This is a genomic window from Paenibacillus sp. FSL R5-0914 (assembly GCF_038004525.1).
Taxonomy (GTDB): Bacteria; Bacillota; Bacilli; order Paenibacillales; family Paenibacillaceae; genus Paenibacillus_AQ.
Genome location: NZ_JBBORH010000003.1, coordinates 1,156,671 through 1,176,384 on the forward strand (window position 1 = coordinate 1,156,671; position 19,714 = coordinate 1,176,384).

At 46.9% G+C, this 19,714-nt stretch carries 19 protein-coding genes; 6 read left to right on the top strand and 13 right to left on the bottom strand.

Annotated features, from left to right (window positions below; genetic code table 11):
* Positions 1-57: 57 nt before the first annotated feature.
* Positions 58-1,221: a YhgE/Pip domain-containing protein gene (locus MKX60_RS28330; protein WP_341061629.1), complete on the bottom strand. Its 1,164-nt coding sequence runs from the start codon at positions 1,219-1,221 to the stop codon at positions 58-60.
* Positions 1,222-1,415: 194 nt separating this feature from the next.
* On the opposite strand from MKX60_RS28330, the gene MKX60_RS28335 reads away from it, so the two are divergent.
* Both MKX60_RS28335 and MKX60_RS28340 read left to right on the top strand, forming a co-directional pair.
* A complete protein-coding gene (locus MKX60_RS28335; protein ID WP_076283333.1) occupies positions 1,416-2,141 on the top strand; it encodes an HAD family hydrolase in 726 nt (241 codons plus the stop codon).
* A gap of 217 nt (positions 2,142-2,358) precedes the next feature.
* On the top strand, positions 2,359-2,634 hold the full coding sequence (locus tag MKX60_RS28340; RefSeq protein ID WP_076283332.1) for a hypothetical protein: 276 nt from the start codon (positions 2,359-2,361) through the stop codon (positions 2,632-2,634).
* A 120-nt stretch (positions 2,635-2,754) separates the two neighbouring features.
* On the opposite strand, the gene MKX60_RS28345 is transcribed toward MKX60_RS28340, so the two are convergent.
* The 6 genes from MKX60_RS28345 to MKX60_RS28370 are packed head-to-tail and all read right to left on the bottom strand — an operon-like array spanning position 2,755 to position 9,450.
* Complete coding sequence (locus tag MKX60_RS28345; RefSeq protein ID WP_341061631.1) at positions 2,755-3,885, bottom strand: YheC/YheD family endospore coat-associated protein; 1,131 nt, start codon at positions 3,883-3,885, stop codon at positions 2,755-2,757.
* A complete protein-coding gene (locus tag MKX60_RS28350) occupies positions 3,867-4,385 on the bottom strand; it encodes a GNAT family N-acetyltransferase (RefSeq protein ID WP_076283330.1) in 519 nt (172 codons plus the stop codon). The genes MKX60_RS28345 and MKX60_RS28350 overlap by 19 nt, the downstream gene beginning before the upstream one ends.
* A gap of 25 nt (positions 4,386-4,410) precedes the next feature.
* The gene (locus MKX60_RS28355; protein WP_339269949.1) at positions 4,411-5,523 is read right to left on the bottom strand and encodes a YheC/YheD family endospore coat-associated protein; all 1,113 of its coding nucleotides are present in this window, start codon (positions 5,521-5,523) and stop codon (positions 4,411-4,413) included.
* Positions 5,520-6,893 (bottom strand): YheC/YheD family endospore coat-associated protein, encoded by a 1,374-nt coding sequence (locus MKX60_RS28360; protein WP_076283328.1) that lies wholly within the window; start codon positions 6,891-6,893, stop codon positions 5,520-5,522. The genes MKX60_RS28355 and MKX60_RS28360 overlap by 4 nt, the downstream gene beginning before the upstream one ends.
* Positions 6,894-8,072 carry a YheC/YheD family endospore coat-associated protein gene (locus MKX60_RS28365; RefSeq protein ID WP_052404216.1) on the bottom strand — a complete coding sequence of 393 codons (1,179 nt, stop codon included), beginning with the start codon at positions 8,070-8,072 and terminating at the stop codon, positions 6,894-6,896.
* Positions 8,073-8,082: 10 nt separating this feature from the next.
* Entirely contained in the window at positions 8,083-9,450 is a 1,368-nt protein-coding gene (locus MKX60_RS28370; RefSeq protein WP_341061632.1) for a YheC/YheD family endospore coat-associated protein, read from the bottom strand.
* Positions 9,451-9,781: 331 nt separating this feature from the next.
* Here MKX60_RS28370 and MKX60_RS28375 point away from each other — a divergent pair, with 331 nt between their 5' ends.
* Positions 9,782-10,120, top strand: a complete 339-nt coding sequence (locus MKX60_RS28375) for a YlbF family regulator (protein ID WP_042186485.1) — start codon at positions 9,782-9,784, stop codon at positions 10,118-10,120.
* Positions 10,121-10,246: 126 nt separating this feature from the next.
* Here MKX60_RS28375 and MKX60_RS28380 read toward each other — a convergent pair whose 3' ends face one another.
* Positions 10,247-10,822 carry a hypothetical protein gene (locus MKX60_RS28380; protein ID WP_042186488.1) on the bottom strand — a complete coding sequence of 192 codons (576 nt, stop codon included), beginning with the start codon at positions 10,820-10,822 and terminating at the stop codon, positions 10,247-10,249.
* Between the two features lie 192 nt (positions 10,823-11,014).
* On the opposite strand from MKX60_RS28380, the gene MKX60_RS28385 reads away from it, so the two are divergent.
* Positions 11,015-11,299 carry a hypothetical protein gene (locus MKX60_RS28385; protein WP_341061634.1) on the top strand — a complete coding sequence of 95 codons (285 nt, stop codon included), beginning with the start codon at positions 11,015-11,017 and terminating at the stop codon, positions 11,297-11,299.
* Positions 11,300-11,761: 462 nt separating this feature from the next.
* Here MKX60_RS28385 and MKX60_RS28390 read toward each other — a convergent pair whose 3' ends face one another.
* Both MKX60_RS28390 and MKX60_RS28395 read right to left on the bottom strand, forming a co-directional pair.
* On the bottom strand, positions 11,762-11,902 hold the full coding sequence (locus MKX60_RS28390) for a hypothetical protein (protein WP_179085720.1): 141 nt from the start codon (positions 11,900-11,902) through the stop codon (positions 11,762-11,764).
* A gap of 105 nt (positions 11,903-12,007) precedes the next feature.
* Positions 12,008-12,841, bottom strand: coding sequence for a hypothetical protein (locus MKX60_RS28395; RefSeq protein WP_341061635.1), 834 nt, complete (start codon positions 12,839-12,841; stop codon positions 12,008-12,010).
* 177 nt (positions 12,842-13,018) lie between these two features.
* Here MKX60_RS28395 and MKX60_RS28400 point away from each other — a divergent pair, with 177 nt between their 5' ends.
* The gene (locus MKX60_RS28400) at positions 13,019-14,353 is read left to right on the top strand and encodes a DRTGG domain-containing protein (RefSeq protein ID WP_341061636.1); all 1,335 of its coding nucleotides are present in this window, start codon (positions 13,019-13,021) and stop codon (positions 14,351-14,353) included.
* 96 nt (positions 14,354-14,449) lie between these two features.
* Here MKX60_RS28400 and MKX60_RS28405 read toward each other — a convergent pair whose 3' ends face one another.
* The 3 genes from MKX60_RS28405 to MKX60_RS28415 all read right to left on the bottom strand — a co-directional run bounded on the left by MKX60_RS28405 (position 14,450) and on the right by MKX60_RS28415 (position 15,693).
* Positions 14,450-14,770: a YtpI family protein gene (locus tag MKX60_RS28405; RefSeq protein ID WP_042186497.1), complete on the bottom strand. Its 321-nt coding sequence runs from the start codon at positions 14,768-14,770 to the stop codon at positions 14,450-14,452.
* An 87-nt stretch (positions 14,771-14,857) separates the two neighbouring features.
* Positions 14,858-15,364 (bottom strand): DUF4044 domain-containing protein, encoded by a 507-nt coding sequence (locus MKX60_RS28410; protein WP_076283323.1) that lies wholly within the window; start codon positions 15,362-15,364, stop codon positions 14,858-14,860.
* Between the two features lie 5 nt (positions 15,365-15,369).
* Positions 15,370-15,693 (bottom strand): YtrH family sporulation protein, encoded by a 324-nt coding sequence (locus tag MKX60_RS28415; protein ID WP_042186502.1) that lies wholly within the window; start codon positions 15,691-15,693, stop codon positions 15,370-15,372.
* 325 nt (positions 15,694-16,018) lie between these two features.
* Between MKX60_RS28415 and MKX60_RS28420 the strand changes: the two genes are divergently transcribed.
* The gene (locus MKX60_RS28420) at positions 16,019-19,645 is read left to right on the top strand and encodes a DNA polymerase III subunit alpha (protein WP_341061729.1); all 3,627 of its coding nucleotides are present in this window, start codon (positions 16,019-16,021) and stop codon (positions 19,643-19,645) included.
* Positions 19,646-19,714: the final 69 nt, after the last annotated feature.

Below are 19,714 nucleotides of genomic sequence, written 5' to 3' on the forward strand. Positions count from 1 at the left end.
ACAACTGCATTTCGCTCTCAATTTGAAAAGGCATAACCAAGGAGGCAAACTAAATAATTACGCATTTGCTGGTACGGGCTCTTGTTCTTGTGATAACTGAGTTTCCTTGCGAATGAAGGTTAGGATAATGCTTAATCCAGCTATTGCTGCACCAATGCAGAGTAGATAGAACATATCTTTCCATACACCATTGCCTCCGATAACTAGGTCGAGCATGCCATTTACCGCGTAGTAAGCAGGTGAGAAGGGACCGATCCAGCTATAAAAAGGAGAAAGCACATCACGAGGAATCGTTGCTCCGGAAGCCAACATTTGTATGGAGAGAAGTGCGATATTTAGCCAGGCGCCAGCGTCGCCGAGTAGCAGCAGACTGAACTGTGCAAGAATCATGCAGGAGAGAATCACAGTGAACTCGAACAGCCACATGAGCAGAAAGCCATGGCTGGAGTGGATCCCGAGCGAGTTAACCATGATAGTCCCCACTAGAGAGGTTAATACAGCCGTTGCACTCATAATGGCAAAACGGGCTGCAAGGCGATCCCATTTACCAAATTGACCCGATAAGTTGGAAGAAGCTTTTTGCAGATTCATGGCGAGTAGCATAGCTCCGGTAAAGGAGGCAGTAACAATCATTAACGGAACCATAGTTTGTGCAAAATTAGTTGTGGGATGGATGACTTCAACGTTTGCGGAGATTCGGCTGCTTGCCGCACTTTTGATGATCTCTGCTTGTGCTTGCGGCAGCTTCATAGCTTCGAGGGTTTGGTTTAGTGCTGTATTACTGCTTTGAGTGTTCATGGCAGCTGTGACTTTAAGGGCTACCGTCTGCATAACATTGCTAACCATTTGCGGATTAGATTCATTTATGAGGTAACGGAGTTCAGTCTTTCCGGATGGATTACTAATCGCTCCGGTGAACCCTTGTGGAATATTGATAATCATGCGGATTTCTCTATGCTCAAGGGCTTCCTTGGCAGCTTTTAGTAGAAGGTCCTGTCTGGTTACGAACTGAAGGGAATGGGTAATACCATCGACTAAAGGCTGAGCATTCGCACCATCCTCATTCACAATAGCAATGGGCAACCGATCTACCCGATCAGTTACATGGTCATACCCTGTAATCCAGATTAAGCTGAAAAAGACTTGGAACAACAGTGCAGTTATAACCCCGACGATGGTAGCAGGCTGCTTGAGGAAGCGCATGATTAATGGACGTGACATGGTTATCTCTCCTTTATATTTCAACATGTTATATTACAGACTGTAATATAACATGTTGAAATATAAACTGCAACAAGAAAAGTGGAGAGCATGGACATTCCGAAGTGATATCATATATCATAGGGCTTGTACTGGAAATTTCGTGCAGATGAATGTGCTTACCTGAAGCAAAAGAGAATGGGGAGGAACAACAGATGAGTAAAGAGGTACAAGGAACAGAACTGAACGCGGTTCACTCGGAGTTGAACAAGCCGGAAGCGATTGTTTTTGATATGGATGGAACATTGTTCCAGACTGAAAGTCTTTTATTACCTGCATATCATAAAATGTTCGATATTTTGCGGGAAGAGGGATTATACTCAGGACCAACACCGCCGGAAGAGCTTATTCTAAGCGGCTTAGGGATGCTATTGGCAGATATTTGGAAGAAGGTTATGCCTGATGCCGATGAGGCAGTGCACCGCCGTGCAGATGAGCTGCTATTGCAGCTTGAGGTCGAAGGACTTGAAGCAGGTGGGACGTTACTGTATCCTCAGGTGGTCGAAACACTGACTGCCCTAAAAGAGCGTGGAGTACGATTGTTTGTGGCTAGTAATGGGCTGGAGGAATACATTCACAGTATAGTTGTGGTGCATGAGCTTAAAGAGTTATTTGAAGGATTGTATAGTGCGGGTGGTCAAGGCACTGCGACGAAGACAGAATTGCTACGCATTTTGCTGGACAATCATGGAATCAAGAGTGCCTGGATGGTAGGTGATCGCTCGTCTGATGTGGAGGCAGGTAAGGGAAATGCTCAAACCGTCATCGGCTGTGCGTATGCAGGTTTTGGCCGTCAGGATGAGCTAAAGGGCTCCGATGTAATTATCACTTCCTTTGATGAGTTGATAGACTTGTACGACAACGCATCGGTTAGCGAATAGGAATATTGCGATTTATATTTGGTAAACGAATAAAAGGCAAACCTCATCTAAGCAGAGGGTTGCCTTTTTTAATGTTAAGGTTCTAAATGCAGATGCAGGAATAGCTCAAAGCTAAAAAGATATACATAAACAAAGGGGATGATCCGATAGATCATGGAAAGGGGTTATTCCTATGTGATGATAAGGAATCGAGAAGCATGTTAAAGGAGTATAAAAAATGATAATGAGCTTCCTTTTTATTGCTTTAAGCGCTGCACTTGGAGTGGGCATGTGGTTTTTAGTAATAGGTATAGTCTTTTCTATTGGTGGCGGAGACTTATTTATAGTTACTCATTATGATTCCTTATTTTTTTATATTGCTGTTTTTTTGTTGTGTATCGTGAGCTATCTTTTGTTTATAAAACATCTATTAGAGAAGGACTTACAGCTCTTGCTCCATATTTGTGTGGGTACCACTATACTCTTCTTTTTTCTAACGCCTTGGCTCAGCTAATCAAAATCTTCAATACAACGAGTTTTTCTAATATAAGTTCCTCAGAACATCAGAAGTCATACAACAACCGCACTTTCTGCATATTGCAGAGAGGCGGTCGTTTTGTTGTTGAGTATCAATTTATTCCTCAGTAGTCTTAGCTGTGGTTGGGGCACCTTTGTTATTATATAGCCATAACGCATATTCTAAAGGTCGCACTAGTGCTTTGCGATAGGTGTTGCCGTCCCCTGATCGGGCAAACACTTCACGTGCAGGCTTTGGATTAACCTCCAGCACATAGATTTTTCCTTCTCGATCAATGGCAAGATCCAGTGCAAGTTCACATAAGGCTCCGAAACTTTCTTCCAAGAAGGCAGCGGCATCAAGACCTAACCTTTCGGCTGTTTTCATAACCTTATCGGTTTTATCTTGACTACCCAGCCATTCCTTCAGGAGCGTTTCAGCTCGAACGGCGTGCCCACCGCCATGAAGATTGGAGGTTACGCTTCGCGCCGCACCGACCCTTGCTGCCATACCTGTCAGTTCCCAGACGCCTTGCCCATTCTTTTGAACGAGCATGCGATAATCATGGAAACGTCCACCAGGCAGACGTAGTGGAATCCCCTGTTGGACGAGGAAACGTCCACCAATACACCATTGTCGAACGATGGAATCCAATCGGGAGGCAGAGACCTTTCGGGGTGGAATAATCCGGCGATCTTGGCGACGGCCTTGAATATCAAATCCCCCTTTACTGTCCTTTACCCGCTCAATTCTAAGGATACCGCGTCCACCTGTGCCGTTTGCTGGCTTGATATAGAGTACCGGGCTCTGCTTTAACATTCGGTGCAGATCCGCAGAGGAGTTATACAGTAATGTTTCTGGCATATGCTGCCGGAAGCGACTCTTTTGTGAGAACGTTTGATGAATGGTCCATTTGTTGCGCAGTGGACGATTCAGAAACAGCAGATGTTTATAGCGTTCACGGAAACGAAGCAATTGTTGAAAGCGCGTGCTGCGCTGGATGCGGCAACGGTCATAAATCATGTTCGGGAAGGAACGCCATTTGCGTGACCATTTCCCGCTCTTTGGATCAAAGACAAGGGCATGGATCTGCTCTTTGCTGGGATGGACATCCATGGGGGTAAACACAAAAACATCCAAGCCCATTCGATTGCCCTCAATGATCATTCTCCGGTACACGGCCTTTTCTTCAAGCTGCTTGGCTTCATTTATATACAAAGTAAGAATGCCTAAGACGGGCTCTGGCACAGGAGTTCACCTTCTTGTGGAGAGTTTGTGGTACTGACGGTATTCTGTGGTGACCGGATCAATAGAGTTGGCTTGCCAGTAGGGCCACTAGTAAGCGCCACTGCGGCAAGACCAACATTGAAACACATTTTCAGACTGGCTGTATTATCGCTGGCAACACTGCATTCCAGACGGCCTAAACGCTTTAACTGGGCGGCCATAAGGGCGGTGCCGGTATGCCTATTTCGGTATAAGGGATGCACGGCAACGAGACAAGCCTCTTCACCGAAACCGGATACGAAGCTTACTCCTGCTAGCTGGCGCCCATTCTGACCGCGTACGGTGGCGACAAGCAGCGAGACACCCGGCTCTGACAACTGTTCTGGAGTTAATCGGGCCATTACCTTGCAAGCTTGGTTTGTAATCCGACGCTCCCCATGCTCTCTTATAAACTCAAGCAGTCCGGTTAGCCGCGATTTCCACTTTTTAGCATCAGTGTCGTAGATAGAGGATATCTGCATGCTGTGTCACATCCTTTAATGGATTCTATTTGATATGGCGTGCTAAGTGCTGGCCATATTGAAAGATTCGCTCCAAAGAAAGCTTGCGAATCGCAGGCTCATCAAATTTCATCGGCCGGGAGTTTGCCTCAAAGAACCAGAGTCCGCCGTTCTCATCGACACCGAGATCCATCGACATCTCCCCGAGCATAGAATCAGAGGCTCTTTCAATTTGTCTGGCAATTAACAGAGCAGTTGTAGGTACACTTTTTAAGATAGAGGCTGCTCTTTCGGTTCCAAATGTGCTTTCCAGCATGGTGGAGGGCTCCTCGATACTTCCGCCACGAGGTACATGCGTAGTGATGCTGCGGGCACCAGCTAGACGTGCACCTATGCCGGTCATTGCCCAGCCGCCTCTGCCGTTTTTCTGCAGAAGTACACGTAGATCAAATGGTCGTCCTCGGTGAGTCGCTAGTTCAATAGCTTGCTGTACGATGTAGCGCGAGTTTCCCTTTTCTTTGCCTATCCGTGCCCAGAGGCGTTCTACTGAGGCAGCTTTGTAGGTCACATTTTTTTTGCCGCTTTGAATTTGCAGCCGATAGGGTAATGTGGTATCTGCACGGTATTTTAAACGCATAATTCCTTTACCTGCTTTGCCATTCTCAGGTTTAAGATAGAGACTGGTATGATTATTTAGCATGGCAATAAGCGTGTTTGCACTGCGTAAACGTCTGGTTTTTGGAACATGCTTCGAGGTAGCATACGAGCCTTTCAACCATTCAAATAGACTCCATTTATTGAAAAAATATGGATTATATAGCTTAATGCCTGGATGTTCCAGGCATTGAGCTATTTTGCGTACGACAGCAGGTTTTTCCTCATCCTCACGGGTAGGAATTCGGTTATATATGATTTGTGGAAGAGGTACCGGAATGCTGTACCATATTCTTCCGCTGGATGATGGGACATAACCGTTCACCATCCGTTCCTCAAGCTTCAAGTCACGGACAGTGACGACGTAGACAAGAAATCCCAGTTCCTTGCCTGTGCGAATGATGTCCCGGAAATTATTACGGTTGCCATTAAAATGCCTTACTTTATCGCTGGTTGTCAGTATGGCAATAACGGGTTTTGTTTCATCCGGAATATGGGTGTTCACATCTCATCCCTCCTGCGGAATTTGCTGAGGTATAGACAATGCTCCAGAATGTGCTCGATGGAAGCTTTGCCCTCAGCGCGCAGGGAAGGATGACGGAAGATGGAACGTCCTGGTTTGGCGTTGGCCTCGAACATCCAGATGTCTTCATCCTGATCAATGCCGAGATCAAAGCCAATTTCACCGAGCAAATGACGATGCTGGATTTCTAAGGATTCTGCCAGCTTAATGGCTGTACTCTTCGCACGCTGTAATACTTCATCTGCTCGGCTGCCGAATACACGCCCGAGCGCCTGCCCAGGTGTAAGCAATGCCCCCCCGTTTTTGAGGTGAGTGGTGACACTGCCCCGGCCGGCTTTCTTAGCGCCAATACCGACTACAATCCATTGATTACTGCCGTTTTTATGCATATGGAATCGGAAGTCAATGGGGCAGCCATCAATTTCAATCAAACGTATTCCTTGTTGGACGATATAATTTTGCAGGCCTTGACCGTGTCGTGACCGAAGCATACGCATGAGGCTTTCAAAGGTAGTGAAGCGCAGAAGTACGTTTTTTCCACCTTTGCGGTAGCGGGCAAAATATCCTTTTTTCGGCAGATAGGTAAGTCGGTAAATCCCGTGACCCAGGCTGCCTGCGGAAGGTTTGTAATATACAAAATGGTGGTGATCCAGCATTTCTCTCATTTTTTCGGAGGAGGGATTGCTGTGTGTCTCAGGTACGTAACGGTTTGCAGCTCCGTCATTCTCTAGCAACCGATAAATATCGGACTTATTGAAAAAGCTCCAGTTGAAGTAAGGGATTTTCTTGCGCATAAAGCGTTCGCGAAGCTGGTTGATATAAGGTGAAGTCTCCGCTCTCCGACTGGGTAGCCGATTGTAGACGACATCAGGCAGAGGAACCATTTTACGTTCGAATTTGCCGCCTGCGGTTAAGAAATAACCATAGACCTGCTCCTGTTGCCAGTTGATATCACGCGGCATAAAGGCAAATATATAACATTTGTTACTGCCTTCCCGCAGTAATTGCTTTATAAAGCCAGTGCGAGAACCGAAGGGTTGATTTGGAGATGCTGGCCCATCGGTCAATACACCGACCAAAGGTCCAAGCTGTACCTCGTCGTTTTGCAGATTGCGTAAATAGATACCACCAGATTTCGGAACCTTGATAGCACTCTTTACACCAGTGGCGAGGAATAGATGATTTCCGGCGCGCTTGATGGGCTTGATCATGGTCGGGATGGCATCTTTACCGAGTCTAAGGCGAATGTTCTTCTTCCCGGTTAATTTCAAGCTTTTCATCAGTGCACCTGATACATATACAACTCTTTGGGGCTGCTTAGTAAAATGCACATTGCAAAAAGTGAGACTCATTTATGAATCCTCCTTAGGAACCATTGTTATCATTCTCCCGTTTATAACGGAGCTGTCCGTAGATAGGGATGGTATCCGTCGCTGTGTGAGTAGCAGATGGCGCGCATAAGACAGTGGATTCTCGGCGGCGAGCTTAGCAGCCCGGCGGTCGCCCGTCAGCCGGAATACCGTGCGCCCTGGCTTGGAATTTGCTTCAAGTAAATGAATCCGACCGCTCGAATCAATACCGAAATCTAGGCCGAGTTCTCCAAGCCTACCGCATGCAGCCTCCAGAAGAGGAGGCAAGTATGCAGCTTCTGCAGCAAGCTCCTGCATGATGTCTTTTCCGTCCTGACCATATTCTGCAAGCAAAAAGGGCAAAGGAGGAACCGCAGTTCCACCGCCATGCAGGTTCGAAGTCAGTGAACCATGATTACCCAGCCGAACGGCCATGCCAGTAAGATCCCAGCGACCGAGGCCATTCTTTTGCATCAATACACGCACATCGAACGGTTGCCCCTTACGATTAGTTAGGTGCAGATAAGGCTGTATAATATAGCGGCGTGTGCCGATAAATTCATGAATCCAGTTCAGTCCTTCATCCTGCGAGCTGAATACATATTGAAAGGGTGTATTTGTCCCATCACGCCCTCGTACTCTTATGCCTCCTCCAGAGCGTCTGTTCTGCAGTATGGCATGTAATGTACGTTTGCCATGAGAGCCTGCTTTGGGTTTTAGGAAGACCCCGTATTCTCTTTCAGCGAGCATATTGCTTAACTTGCGTGTACCGGTATAAAGAACAGTTTCCGGCAGTAAAATAGCGGCTCTTCGGTTACGCTTCAAGATCTCGTATACGCCCCATTTATCAGGTAGACCTCTTGACCAAGGTAGTGAGCGGTGAAGGAAAGAGAGTGCAGACGAGGCTTCTTTTCTTTCTTTCGGACTATTGTAAAAACAACGATTATAAATGATATCTGGTGGTGTAGAGGTCGTATTGTGCCAGCTTCCGTCTTTCCATGTATAACCGGTTATAGATGACCCGTCTGCCGCTACTCCGTCCGGATGAAACACGAGGACTTTAAGGTTATAGCGCGGAGCTGCACGGCATAAATGACTGCAAAATTCTGGCTCGGCAATCGGAGGATTCCCGTGGCGACGGCCCGTCATAATGCCGAGGAACCCCATAGCTGTTTCAGTCATTGTGTCCTCCTTATAAACCGGCCAAATAGCGGCAATACAGAATCATTTGCTTGACGGACGGTCTGATTTTTTGATCGTTTAGCGGTGTATTATCGTTCTTGGAAGGTTTGGAGTTAACCTCCAAGAGCCATATTCGTCCGGATTGATCCAGTGCCAGATCGATTCCGAGCTCTCCGAAATGAGCAGGGATAAAGGTTTCTACTCCTCTTGCAATGGCTAGTGCTGCTCTTGGAAGCTGAAGCTGTACGCTATCCTTGGTACCTGGAGGAAGGCTGCTCTTGCTAACGGCTTCACGGACAGTACTGAGACTGCCACCTCTTGCTAGATTGGAGACGAAATGATTGCTACCAGCGGTGCGAGCGACAATGGAGGTAACGCCCCATTTCCCGGTACCATTCTTCTGTACAAGTGCTCGGAAATCTACAGGACGCTTACCGAGCTCCATCAAAGGTAATCCTTGTTGAATCTGGTAGCGCGTTGTCTTCATCTTGGGAGCAATGGACTGGTACAGTTTAGCTAAAGTCGGGTAGCTTTGCTTGCGTGTACCTATTGAGGTAGTAGATAACAAACGGTATCCTCCGCCTTCATCTTTGGAGATTCGGAGAATGCCTTTGCCGAGACTGCCCCGTACAGGCTTTAGAAACACGCTTGGATATTGGCTGCACATCTTCTTTACAACGGCAAAACCGTTTAAAGCATGCGATTCCGGTAAATACCGCTTCAATGAAGGGTCTTGCGCTAAAGCTTCAAATACTTCTGTCTTGTCAAGAAATTTTTCGTTGAAGAAATGCGTTCCATACCGTGATTTTACATCCGCCAAAAAATGCTGTACGCTAGGTTTATTCTCCACCTTTCGCGTCGTTAGCCGATTGTTGATTACATCGGCGATGGGCAGACTCATTTTCCTCCAACCCTCGTTGTATACCCAGCCCTGGATGGAAGAGCTGCTTGTTTCCAGCGCTTCCGGGGTAAAGAAATATACATAGGCGCCTTGTGAGTGGCAGGCATTTGTTAATTCTCGACAGAACATGGTAATGGGTCCAAACAGCCTGTCGAGATTATCTGGATGGTCACGGCTGACGAGTACACCGATCAACGGTCCAAGTCGCAAGGTACGACTTACGGAGTTGTATGAGGCGTTGAGGGTTTGCCGATGTTTCCATCCGGTCCGCCGCGCCAGTCCTTCGCTTACACGCAGGCTTTCGGATTTGGGAGCCGGGATAATGGTAACCTCCTGCCGGAAAGAGCCGAAAGCCAGCTGGAGCGTTCCGTGAGCCGGGATTTTGAGTCTTTTCATGGATCGTTCGCCAAGCATTATAGCGTTTTCCTGCAGGATGCCCGTGTGGACCGTATGGACCGGGATCTTGAATTGGGACATCGTGGATCTCCTTCCGGTAGGCAGCATGATGCCGGCAATTTGGTAGCTAAGGGTTACATATCATTCATCATATGGAGACATATGACCCTTGGTGATTGACCTACTCTTTAAAAACCTTGCCGCATCATTTCATAAGTCTGACCCAAGAAGCGAAACAAGCATGGGATGAATCAATATTTGGAAACTTAAGCGTATGCTTCCGGTGCGAGTTTTGTACGAAGTAACTCTAGGAAGCGAACGCTAACAAAACTTAAGCAACGCTTTCGAAGTGAGTTTTGTACGAAGACGAATCGAGAAGTAGTGACTTACAAAACTTTTAGGAGGAATCATAATGAGTATTCACGACAAAGCACATGAACTGGCGAAAGCCATTAAAGAAAGCACTGAGGTAGCGGATATCACCAACGCGATGAAACTGGTAGAAACAGATCCTGAAGCCAAGGCGATGCTCGACAACTTCCGTAATGGCCAATTGGAGCTTCAACAACGGATGATGAGCGGAGATATGCCTCCACAGGAAGAAATGGAGAAGATGGAGAAATTATTCGAGGTGCTTAACATGAATCTTGGGATTCGCCGTCTGTTCGATGCAGAACGCCGTCTGAGTGTTGTAATCGAGGATGTAAACAAGATCATTACCGAGAGCTTGTCGCAATTGTATGGCGAATAAACGCTTTTAGTAAGCGGGTATTCACCTGAAAAGTTTGATCAGTGCAATCTAAATAGGGTGTTCCCGAAGCCGGTTGGCATTGGGAACACCCTATTTATTCTTGTGACTAGCACATGAGTAAACTCGCTAATCTTGTTTTCCTTCGATTGCGCAGAGAAGAATACCAGCAGCCAAACCTAGGCGACGATCAAGCATTCCCTTGGGATCCTCAGAGAAGTCAGCAATGATTTTTGTAACGAATGGATTAAAATTTTGTTTGAAAGTCGGGATCGTTGTATCATTCATCTCGATATTATATTTTTGAGGAATAATAGAGATGAAGCGGCGGAGTATAGCCATCGCGGTGCTATCTTCCTTGATTTTTCCGATTTCCTGATCATGATGATCGAGAATCGTCCATTCATCTTTCAAAATCGATTTGAGTCCCTTACGCCGAAGAGCACCAACATGCTCGCCAGTCTCCGAATCATGCACATCATAAACGGCACTAAAGTCGATGGCATTGCGGGCTTTTATACGCAGAAGCTCCTTTTGCATAGACTCATCCGTGTACAATGCAATATCCTCTTTCAACTTGAATGCTTTCATTTGTGAATAGAGTACAAGCTGCTCGGCGTTATCATAAATATGAAGCTTCGCACCCATGATCGAAAATACCTTTTTTCGAATTATGTATTCGGTATGAGTATAAGTTGCATTCAATTCTAAATCGCCCCCTAAATGAAATAATCATCTCATATATAAGCTTTGCTAGCTACATAAATGCATACTATTTTATATAATTTTTTGAGTAGAAGTATATTTTTATGGACTTGTCTCATATTACGGGCTTCATGTTCATAGAGTAGAGATATAGATTCAATCGAATATCTTGTCTACGAGGAGCTGTTAGTAATGAGAAAAAGAAACAAGTTTAAACATGGTGTCTATCTGTTGCTGGCGTTGGCCATGCTTTTGTATGCTCTGCCGAAGTTATCGCTTGCGAATGGGCCTAGCTGGGTGTTTGGTTTTGGGGTGGTCTGGTCACTTTTTGCCTTTATGGTCATTGCGGCACATCTGCATTTTATTATCGGTGTTGATGAGGAGAAGACCAAGCGTTTGGAAGCTGTGCGAAAAGCAAAATTGGAGCAATGGCAGTCCAAATGGAAAGAAGAAACTAGAGTTTCACAAAGATCATAGAATTGGGGTGCTTCCTTAAGTAACTAGATTTAAATATTCCCGTGAAAAGCGCCGAATTAGCAGAAAGAGGGGTATAAATCCCCTAGATTGCCGTGAAAAGCACCGAATTGGCGAAAAGAAGGGTATAAATCCCCTAAATTCCCGACAAAAGCGCCGAATTAGCAAAAAGAAGGGTATAAATCCCTTAGATTGCCGTGAAAAGCGCCGAATTAGCTAAAAGAAGGGTATAAATCCCCTAGATTGCCGTGAAAAGCGCCGAATTAGTAAAAAGAGGGGTATAAATCCCCTAGATTGCCGTGAAAAGCGCTGAAATGGCTAAAAGAAGGGTATAAATCCCCTAGATTGCAGTGAAAAGCGCCGAATTAGCTAAAAGAAGGGTATAAATCCCCTAGATTCACAGAAAAGCCCACTAGCTTAAGCCAGTGGGCTTTAAAATTGCCCTGCAAAGCAGGGGGATTAAAGTTATCTTGCACCTGTAAAAGGATTGATCTCATCCGAGAGATCTTTTCCAGCTTTCTTTTCTTCTGCAGATATCCGTTTACCTAGAGCCGCGTAGTACCACACCGCAGGAACGAGAATCGCGAGTATAAAAAGAAATTGCATAAAGTCATCCCCTTTCACCTCTCCATCATAACATATTTTTCCTTTTTTTCTTAAGGGACTATTCTCTATTCGCCTACCCACTACCCAGTTTGTCTAACAAACGGGTTACTCTTTACTGGCAGAGCATTCTACTTCAAATACATAACTGGCGCTCCCCTGAGGCCATCTTGCTTGGATTATATACAGATGTTTTCCGCTACCTGCTGCGAGTTGAAAACTGTTATTTTCTACGGAAAGAGCTTCGTCCGGTCGTTCCTCACCAGGAAATGAAGCCACAACCTCTATCTCCTTGGGTGCATATGAGAATTTGAGTTCTACCTGATCACGGCTGATGGCTTTGGGATGTATCTTCTGTTTGGAAACCAATTGATCGTAAGAAGCCATATCTACACAGACGCCTTTGCCATTGTCATTCCAGCAATAAGAGCCTTGAATGGCATCGAATTGCTCACCACCAACAGTAACTTGAACGTTAGGGGGCCGTGGGTTAGTAGTGTCTGCTGGAGAAATCTTATCTTCTTTAACAGTCGATTGGAATAAGTCCAACAGATCTTTTTTGCTGATATCTGACAGGCGATAGTGACCCATTTGGCCCGATTTAATGAGTAACCCACTGTTGCTTCCGACGATCCAAAAAGAGAACTCATAACTTATACCGTCCTTCATGTTTACGGTGGTTCTGTAATCGCTTGGAGCAATATCTAGTTGTCCTTTATCATATTCAGCAGCAGTTATGACTTGAACGAAATGTTCCAAGGATGATGCTTCAGAAATAGTCGTCACCGGCTGGTCTTCTTCTATTAAGTTAATAGAAACTATATTTTGTGCATCCAGCTCTATTTGGCTTGATTGTTTTACTTCGGTTCTCGTATTTCCACAGCCGATCAGTCCTATGAAAAGCAAAGTAATGGTAAATATTATTAACGTGGTCTTGTTCATATCCACAATGCTCCTTTCCTCTTTCTTTAACTCTCAGACTATAAAAAAGAGGAAAAGGTTGCTAAATAACGGGCAATTAAATTCGAATTCGATGCTTATGAATCGGTTGTACTGTGCCATTCTCTCCGTGTATAATGAGTACAGTATAGTACAGATCGGAGTACGGGGGTGTAACAGTTGGAAGGTCAAGGCGATGCAATTACTAAACACGAGCAACTGCTGCAGCATATTGAAAGTCTTAAGGTAGGCTCCAAAATATCTGTTCGTAAGCTTGCAAAAGAAATGTTGGTCAGTGAGGGGACGGCTTATCGTGCCGTTAAGGAAGCTGAGAATCTTGGAATTGTCATTACGAAGGAACGGATTGGTACAGTACGTGTAGAAAAGAAGCCTCGTAACATTTCTGAACAGCTGACGTTTGGTGACGTGGTTGATATTGTGGAAGGTCATGTTCTCGGTGGGGCTAGCGGACTGAGTAAACATCTACATAAATATGTAATCGGTGCGATGAAGGTCGACGCGATGATTCGTTATATAGACGCAGACAGTCTGCTTATTGTGGGTAACCGCGATGATGTTCACTCCTTGGCGCTAGAGCAGGGTGCCGGAGTTCTGGTTACAGGTGGCTTCGGGACGAGTCGTGAAGTGAAGGCATTAGCCGACGAACTGGATCTCCCCATCATTTCATCAAGACATGACACGTTTACCGTGGCATCAATGATTAACCGAGCAATTTTTGATAGATTGATTAAGAAAAAAATTATGCTGGTAGAAGATATTGTCGACAGCAAACCGCGTATGATTACGTTAAAAATTTCAAGCACTGTAGGTGAGCTACGACAGATTTCTGAGGATACTGGAGAGCAACGTTTTCCCGTTACAGATGAATGGAACCGAGTGATTGGGATTATCGGCCGACGCGAAGTAGAGGACCTGGCAGAAGGGCAAAGTATTGAAAAGGCTATGGTTCGGAGTCCGGTTACCGCTGCGCTGCATACCTCACTAGCTTCAGCTGCGCAGATCATGATGTGGGAAGGTGTCGATTTCCTCCCCATTGTAGACCGTAACCGCAAATTGGTGGGCTCCCTAACCCGTAAAGAAGTGCTGCAAAGTCTGCGAGATGTCCGTAACACTCCACAGCTTGGGGAGACCTTCGATCATCTCATCTGGAACGGTTTTGCGGATGAGCGGGATGAAGAGGGACGATTGTTTTTTCACGGCTTTATTACGCCTCAGATGGCCACAGACCTTGGTACCATTTCTGAAGGTGTATTGTCTACGCTAATGACGCTCTCTGCGTTTAAGGCAGCTAAGGATATAACAGGAAATGACTATGTATTAGATAATATGTCCACCTATTTTATCCGGCCGGTACAGATCGAACACGCGATTATTGTAATGCCGAGACTGCTCGAGATTAGTCGCCGTACATGTAAGCTTGAAATAGAGATCAGCTATTCGGATACCCTGGTAGCGAAAGCTGTTCTGATGCTGCAATCCATTGATCACGGCTAATAGATAATGAATCACAAACATGCTTAAATAGACTGCCCTCAACGATGATAGTGAGGGTAGTCTATTTTATTCTTGTAATCCTATCAGAGGGATAGTCTAGGCTTTCGACTGGTGTTGTTCCTGGCTACGGCTACGGCTGTAATAACTATAGCTGCGTATTCCTGAGAAGATGTTAAACACACCGATTAGAAGAAAGGCAGCTTCAACAATGATATTAACGGTGGAGCCGCGAAATAGAAACATGGAAATCAGGGAAAGCGTTACGAGCATAGCGCCCAGCATCACATTCATGACGGAGCGTTTTAGCCCCTTATCTTGGGGATTTAAGGCACGGCGAGAGGATAAGCTGTACACAGCGGCGCCGATTACAAAGATCACCAGCAGGATAAACAATAAGTACTTGATAAATAAAACCATGGACAGCCAGCTCCTTTATCATGTCGTGCAAAAGCCTTGAAGTAATTTCCACTTTTGTCTGTCCATTATTGTATCACACGATTGTTGTCAGTTGCGCTTAAAAGGACTGATTTCCACCCAGATTTGCAGAACACCTTCCATGACGAGCATCGTCCGGATTTTGACAGAGTATTCCTTATCACGCACAATGTAAAGCTTGCCATCCAGCAGCAGCCTAACCAGTTTACTGTCTGTGTCAATATCGAACATGCTGCGGCCACGCATGGGCTCCAGATCTGATCGTATTTCACTAAGTATTAATTTTAAAGTTACGGGGTCAACTGAGGTTGAGCCTTCTGCTTGGGCTTTGCTTTCCTCTGATCGAATTTTTATTTCTCTGATTACTGTAGAGGTATTATTGTATTTTTTGAGTGTTTTAATATCCTCTTGATATTGCTCGATCTGTACACGCAGGTCTGCATTATTCAGCCATAACACGTTATATCCAACATGGTATATACCGTTGTATATGACGGCTCCTACGACGATCCCCAGCATGAATATAGCGGAAATTTGGGTGAATCTACGAAAACGACTGAATGGTGGAACTCTCACTGGCGTTACCCCCTGCCGCACACCCATTTTACTAGCTCGCTGCCCATATGAGCTCCGAGAAAAGCGAAGGCAATATACATGATTTGCTTGATGGCGGGGGAGAGGTTACCTCCAATCACATTGCTTTCAATGACCCGTAAAGGGTCCATAGTACCCCCTACAGCGGCGGCAAGTGCCCATATTTTAATCCGGTCTGCTACATCTAGCATCGTTTGCGTCGGTGGTTGCAGGGATACTACGGCGCCGATTCCGCCGACCATAGCTCCGCCAAGTACGATGCCGAAGGCGATAAAGAAATCGAGGATGGCTTTGCTCATAAAAATGCTCATAAAGGCCCCTTCCCGGACGAGGCATCTATAAACGTTGCCTGTCCATGTGCTCTTAATCCATTCTATGGGCGGGTCCCCCTTTAATATGATAAAATAGTTTCATCTTATAGTGCGAGTTCAAAAAGTACGGTTTTCAGCACCGAGAAGATTGAAAGAAGGTAGAAAATGAGGAGTGGAGCGTAGTGGAAGCTACGTGAGCACCGGAAGTTTCGCCTGAATTCAATCTTCGATGTCGAGTAAGCTTCTTGGGTTACTTCGTGATAAAAACGGACTTTTTTGAACAACTATTTATGTTTGATTTATGTAGTAGGAAGGAAGTGGGATGATGAGCCCTTTCGTGCATTTGCATGTGCACAGCGAATACAGTTTACTGGACGGGGCGGCGCGCATTACCGATCTCGTGCGCCGGGCCGGCGAATACGGCATGAAGTCGCTGGCGCTTACGGATCATGGAGTGATGTATGGGGCGATCCCCTTTTATAAAGCGTGTAAAGAGAATGGAATCAAGCCGATTATCGGCTGTGAAGCCTATTTAACCGCGGGCTCTCGCCGTGAGCGAGGCAGTCGTAAAGATCAACCGATTTATCACCTGATTCTGCTCGTCAAGAATGAGACCGGCTACAAGAACCTGATGAAGCTGATCTCTATCGGTCATCTGGAAGGTCATCACTATAAACCTCGTATTGATATGGAGGTTCTGGCCGCTCATTCGGAGGGGATCATATGCCTCAGTGCCTGTCTTGGCGGCGAAGTGCCGCAGCATCTGTTGCATGGAAGAGATGACGAGGCGCGAAAAGCTGCGCTGCGATATAAGGAGATTTTTGGCGAAGACTTCTACCTGGAGCTTCAAGATCACGGAATTTCCGAGCAAAAACGAGTAAATCCGAAGCTGATCGCACTTGCCAAGGCCTGTGAGATCCCACTTGTAGCTACGAATGACGTCCATTATTTGGCCAAGGAAGATGCAGAGGTACAGGATGTTCTGATCTGTATTGGAACAGGTAAAACTGTGGATGATGAGGAACGGCTCAAGATCGGAACAGATCAGCTGTTTCTCAAAAGCAGTGATCAGATGGCGGCGTTGTTCCCGCATGTGCCTGAAGCTATCAGTAACACGCTATTGATCGCAGAAAAATGTAATTTGGAGCTTACCTTCGGTCAACATATTCTGCCTGCCTATTCACCAATTCCAGAAGGTAAGGACTCCGCTGCATATTTGCGAGAGTTGTGCTTTAAAGGGCTTGAAGAACGGTATATAGACACACCGCTTTGGGCATCGCCTGAGCAAAGAGAAACCGCTGAAAAGCGTCTTGCCTATGAGCTTGGCGTCATCGAGAATATGGGTTTTAGCGATTATTTTCTAATTGTGTGGGATTTTATCGCTTATTGTCATCGTCAGGGGATTGCTACTGGTCCGGGCCGGGGTTCTTCCGCGGGGAGTCTTACCGCTTATTCCCTACGAATCACGGATGTAGATCCGCTTAAGTATAACTTGCTCTTTGAACGTTTCTTAAATCCAGAACGGATCACGATGCCGGATATTGATATCGATTTTAGTGATGAGCGTCGTGATGAGGTTATCGCTTATGTGGTGGAGAAATACGGCAAAGAACATGTGGCACAGATCATTACGTTCGGAACCATGGCTGCACGGGCTGCAGTTCGTGATGTGGGCAGGGTACTGAATTTACCTTATAACGAGGTAGATAAGGCTGCCAAGCTCATCCCAGGACAACTAGGCATCAGCCTTGCTAGAGCGCTGGAGACTACTCCAGACCTAAAAGCGCTGTATGACAGTAATCCGAAGATCAAAGGCTTGCTGGATATGGCAATGAAAGTGGAAGGTATGCCTCGTCATGCTTCGACACATGCTGCCGGGGTTGTTATTTCCAAAGGTCCGCTGACTGATGCTGTACCCCTTCAAGAGGGCAACGAAAGTACAGCGTTAACTCAGTACTCTATGGAGCATTTGGAAAGTGTTGGGCTGCTGAAGATGGATTTTCTGGGCCTGCGTACTTTGTCGATTATCGAACGCTGCATGAATTCGATTAAAGAAATGAGTGGCAATGTTCCAGATTTTAAAATCATACCAGATCATGATCCGCTCACGTATGAAATGTTAGGTGCTGGTGAGACGACTGGGGTCTTCCAGCTGGAGTCGGCGGGTGTAAGACGTGTGCTTAAGGATTTGAAGCCTAATGGTTTTGAAGATATCGTATCGGTCCTAGCCTTGTATCGTCCGGGTCCGATGGAGTTTATCCCGAAATATATAGCAGGTAAGCACGGTCAGATCGAAGTAGAGTATCCGCATCCTGATTTGAAATCTATATTAGCGGATACCTATGGGATAATTGTGTATCAGGAACAGATTATGCAGATTGCTTCGCTTATGGCTGGATTCTCGCTTGGTGAAGCGGATCTGCTCCGCCGAGCGGTTTCTAAGAAGAAGCGCGAGACGTTGGATAAGGAACGCAGTCATTTTGTACAGGGGAGCTTGCAGCAAGGATATAACGAAACGGATGCGAATGCCGTTTATGATATGATCGTACGATTTGCCGATTACGGCTTCCCGCGTGCGCATGCGGCGGCTTATGGTGTGCTGGCTTTTCAGACGGCTTATCTTAAGGCGCATTATCCGGTACAGTTTATGGCATCTATGCTGACCGCTGTGATGGGAACCCACCGTAAGGTGGCGGAATATGTACTGGACTGCCGCCGCACGGGCATCGGCGTATTACCGCCGGATGTGAATGAGAGCGGCGTACTGTTTACCCCTGTTCCAGGAGAGGAAACGGGAACAGGGCATATTCGCTTTGGGCTCGCAGCGATTAAGAACGTCGGCACGTTAGCAGTGGAGAATATTATGTCGGTTCGCAAGGAGCGACCGTTCGACAGCCTGCTCGATTTCTGTCGACGTGTGGATCTGCGGGTCTGCAACAAGCGGGTAGTGGAGTCTTTGCTGCAGGCAGGAGCCTTTGACTGTCTGCCGGGTCATAGGGCCCAGCTGCTAGCTATGCTGGACGAGACCGTTGACGCCGCAACGAAATGGCGCAAGGAGCGGGATGAACTGCAAATTCAGTTGTTCGACGATTTGGTGGAGACGCCGAATTGGGAGATTCGCTATCCGGATATCCCTAAGTTCACAGTAGGACAGCAGCTGGAGATGGAACGTGAACTGCTGGGGCTGTATCTATCAGGTCATCCGCTCGACGATAGTGTTGAGCTGCTTGAGGAGCCGGGTATACAGCGGCTGATGGATCTCGGTGAAGCCGCAGATGAGAGCCAGACGGTTACGGCCGGCATGGTCGTATCCGTTAAGGAAATTACGACGAAGCAAGGGAAATCGATGGCCTTCATCGAATGGGAAGATCAGATCGAGCGCTGCGAAGTCGTGCTCTTCCCCGAGGTGTGGAAGCGAAGCCGCAGCTTGATTGCCAAGGGCGCGCTGCTGGCCTTGCGCGCCAAGGTGCAGCAGGAGGACGAAGGCTTCAAGCTGCTGGCCGAGGAAGTGGCGCTGCTATCCGCGGAGACACTCCGCGGTCTGCTGCAGCGCCGTAGTGCCGCCGCGTCCCGTCCGTATAGCGCGGGACGCTCGGCCTCAGCAGGAGCGCAGCCGCGTGGCGCGGCTCCTGCTTCGCGGGCTAGCGGGGCCGCCACTGGCCCTGCAGGCAGCGCAGCTGCGCCTGCAACACCTGCACCGGCTGCTGCGTCAGCGCCGGGCTCAGGCCAGCGTGTCTTTATCAAGATCACGCCGGCCGCCGAGAATGCTGCGCAGCTGTCGCGCCTGAAGGAGCTGCTGCAGAATCATCCAGGCCCAGTAGCGACGATTCTGTTCTACGAACGGGATCAGAAGCTCCTGGCCCTTAGCGATAATTATCGGATTAAGCCTACCGAGGAGCTAATCGCGGCTATCGAGTCTATGCTGGGGGCAGGTACCGTAAGAATAAAATAAGAACAATTCCACCCTTTTCCGCATACATTAGGAAACCACAGGGCGAATCCCTGGGCGGAAAGGGGAATC

What these genes read in the sequence shown, in the direction of transcription:
- MKX60_RS28330 (WP_341061629.1), bottom strand. Translation starts at nt 1,221, where the DNA reads ATGTCACGTCCATTAATCATGCGCTTCCTCAAGCAGCCTGCTACCATC.
- MKX60_RS28335 (WP_076283333.1), top strand. Translation starts at nt 1,416, where the DNA reads ATGAGTAAAGAGGTACAAGGAACAGAACTGAACGCGGTTCACTCGGAG.
- MKX60_RS28340 (WP_076283332.1), top strand. Translation starts at nt 2,359, where the DNA reads ATGATAATGAGCTTCCTTTTTATTGCTTTAAGCGCTGCACTTGGAGTG.
- MKX60_RS28350 (WP_076283330.1), bottom strand. Translation starts at nt 4,385, where the DNA reads ATGCAGATATCCTCTATCTACGACACTGATGCTAAAAAGTGGAAATCG.
- MKX60_RS28360 (WP_076283328.1), bottom strand. Translation starts at nt 6,893, where the DNA reads ATGAGTCTCACTTTTTGCAATGTGCATTTTACTAAGCAGCCCCAAAGA.
- MKX60_RS28365 (WP_052404216.1), bottom strand. Translation starts at nt 8,072, where the DNA reads ATGACTGAAACAGCTATGGGGTTCCTCGGCATTATGACGGGCCGTCGC.
- MKX60_RS28370 (WP_341061632.1), bottom strand. Translation starts at nt 9,450, where the DNA reads ATGTCCCAATTCAAGATCCCGGTCCATACGGTCCACACGGGCATCCTG.
- MKX60_RS28375 (WP_042186485.1), top strand. Translation starts at nt 9,782, where the DNA reads ATGAGTATTCACGACAAAGCACATGAACTGGCGAAAGCCATTAAAGAA.
- MKX60_RS28385 (WP_341061634.1), top strand. Translation starts at nt 11,015, where the DNA reads ATGAGAAAAAGAAACAAGTTTAAACATGGTGTCTATCTGTTGCTGGCG.
- MKX60_RS28390 (WP_179085720.1), bottom strand. Translation starts at nt 11,902, where the DNA reads ATGCAATTTCTTTTTATACTCGCGATTCTCGTTCCTGCGGTGTGGTAC.
- MKX60_RS28395 (WP_341061635.1), bottom strand. Translation starts at nt 12,841, where the DNA reads ATGAACAAGACCACGTTAATAATATTTACCATTACTTTGCTTTTCATA.
- MKX60_RS28405 (WP_042186497.1), bottom strand. Translation starts at nt 14,770, where the DNA reads ATGGTTTTATTTATCAAGTACTTATTGTTTATCCTGCTGGTGATCTTT.
- MKX60_RS28415 (WP_042186502.1), bottom strand. Translation starts at nt 15,693, where the DNA reads ATGAGCATTTTTATGAGCAAAGCCATCCTCGATTTCTTTATCGCCTTC.
- MKX60_RS28420 (WP_341061729.1), top strand. Translation starts at nt 16,019, where the DNA reads ATGAGCCCTTTCGTGCATTTGCATGTGCACAGCGAATACAGTTTACTG.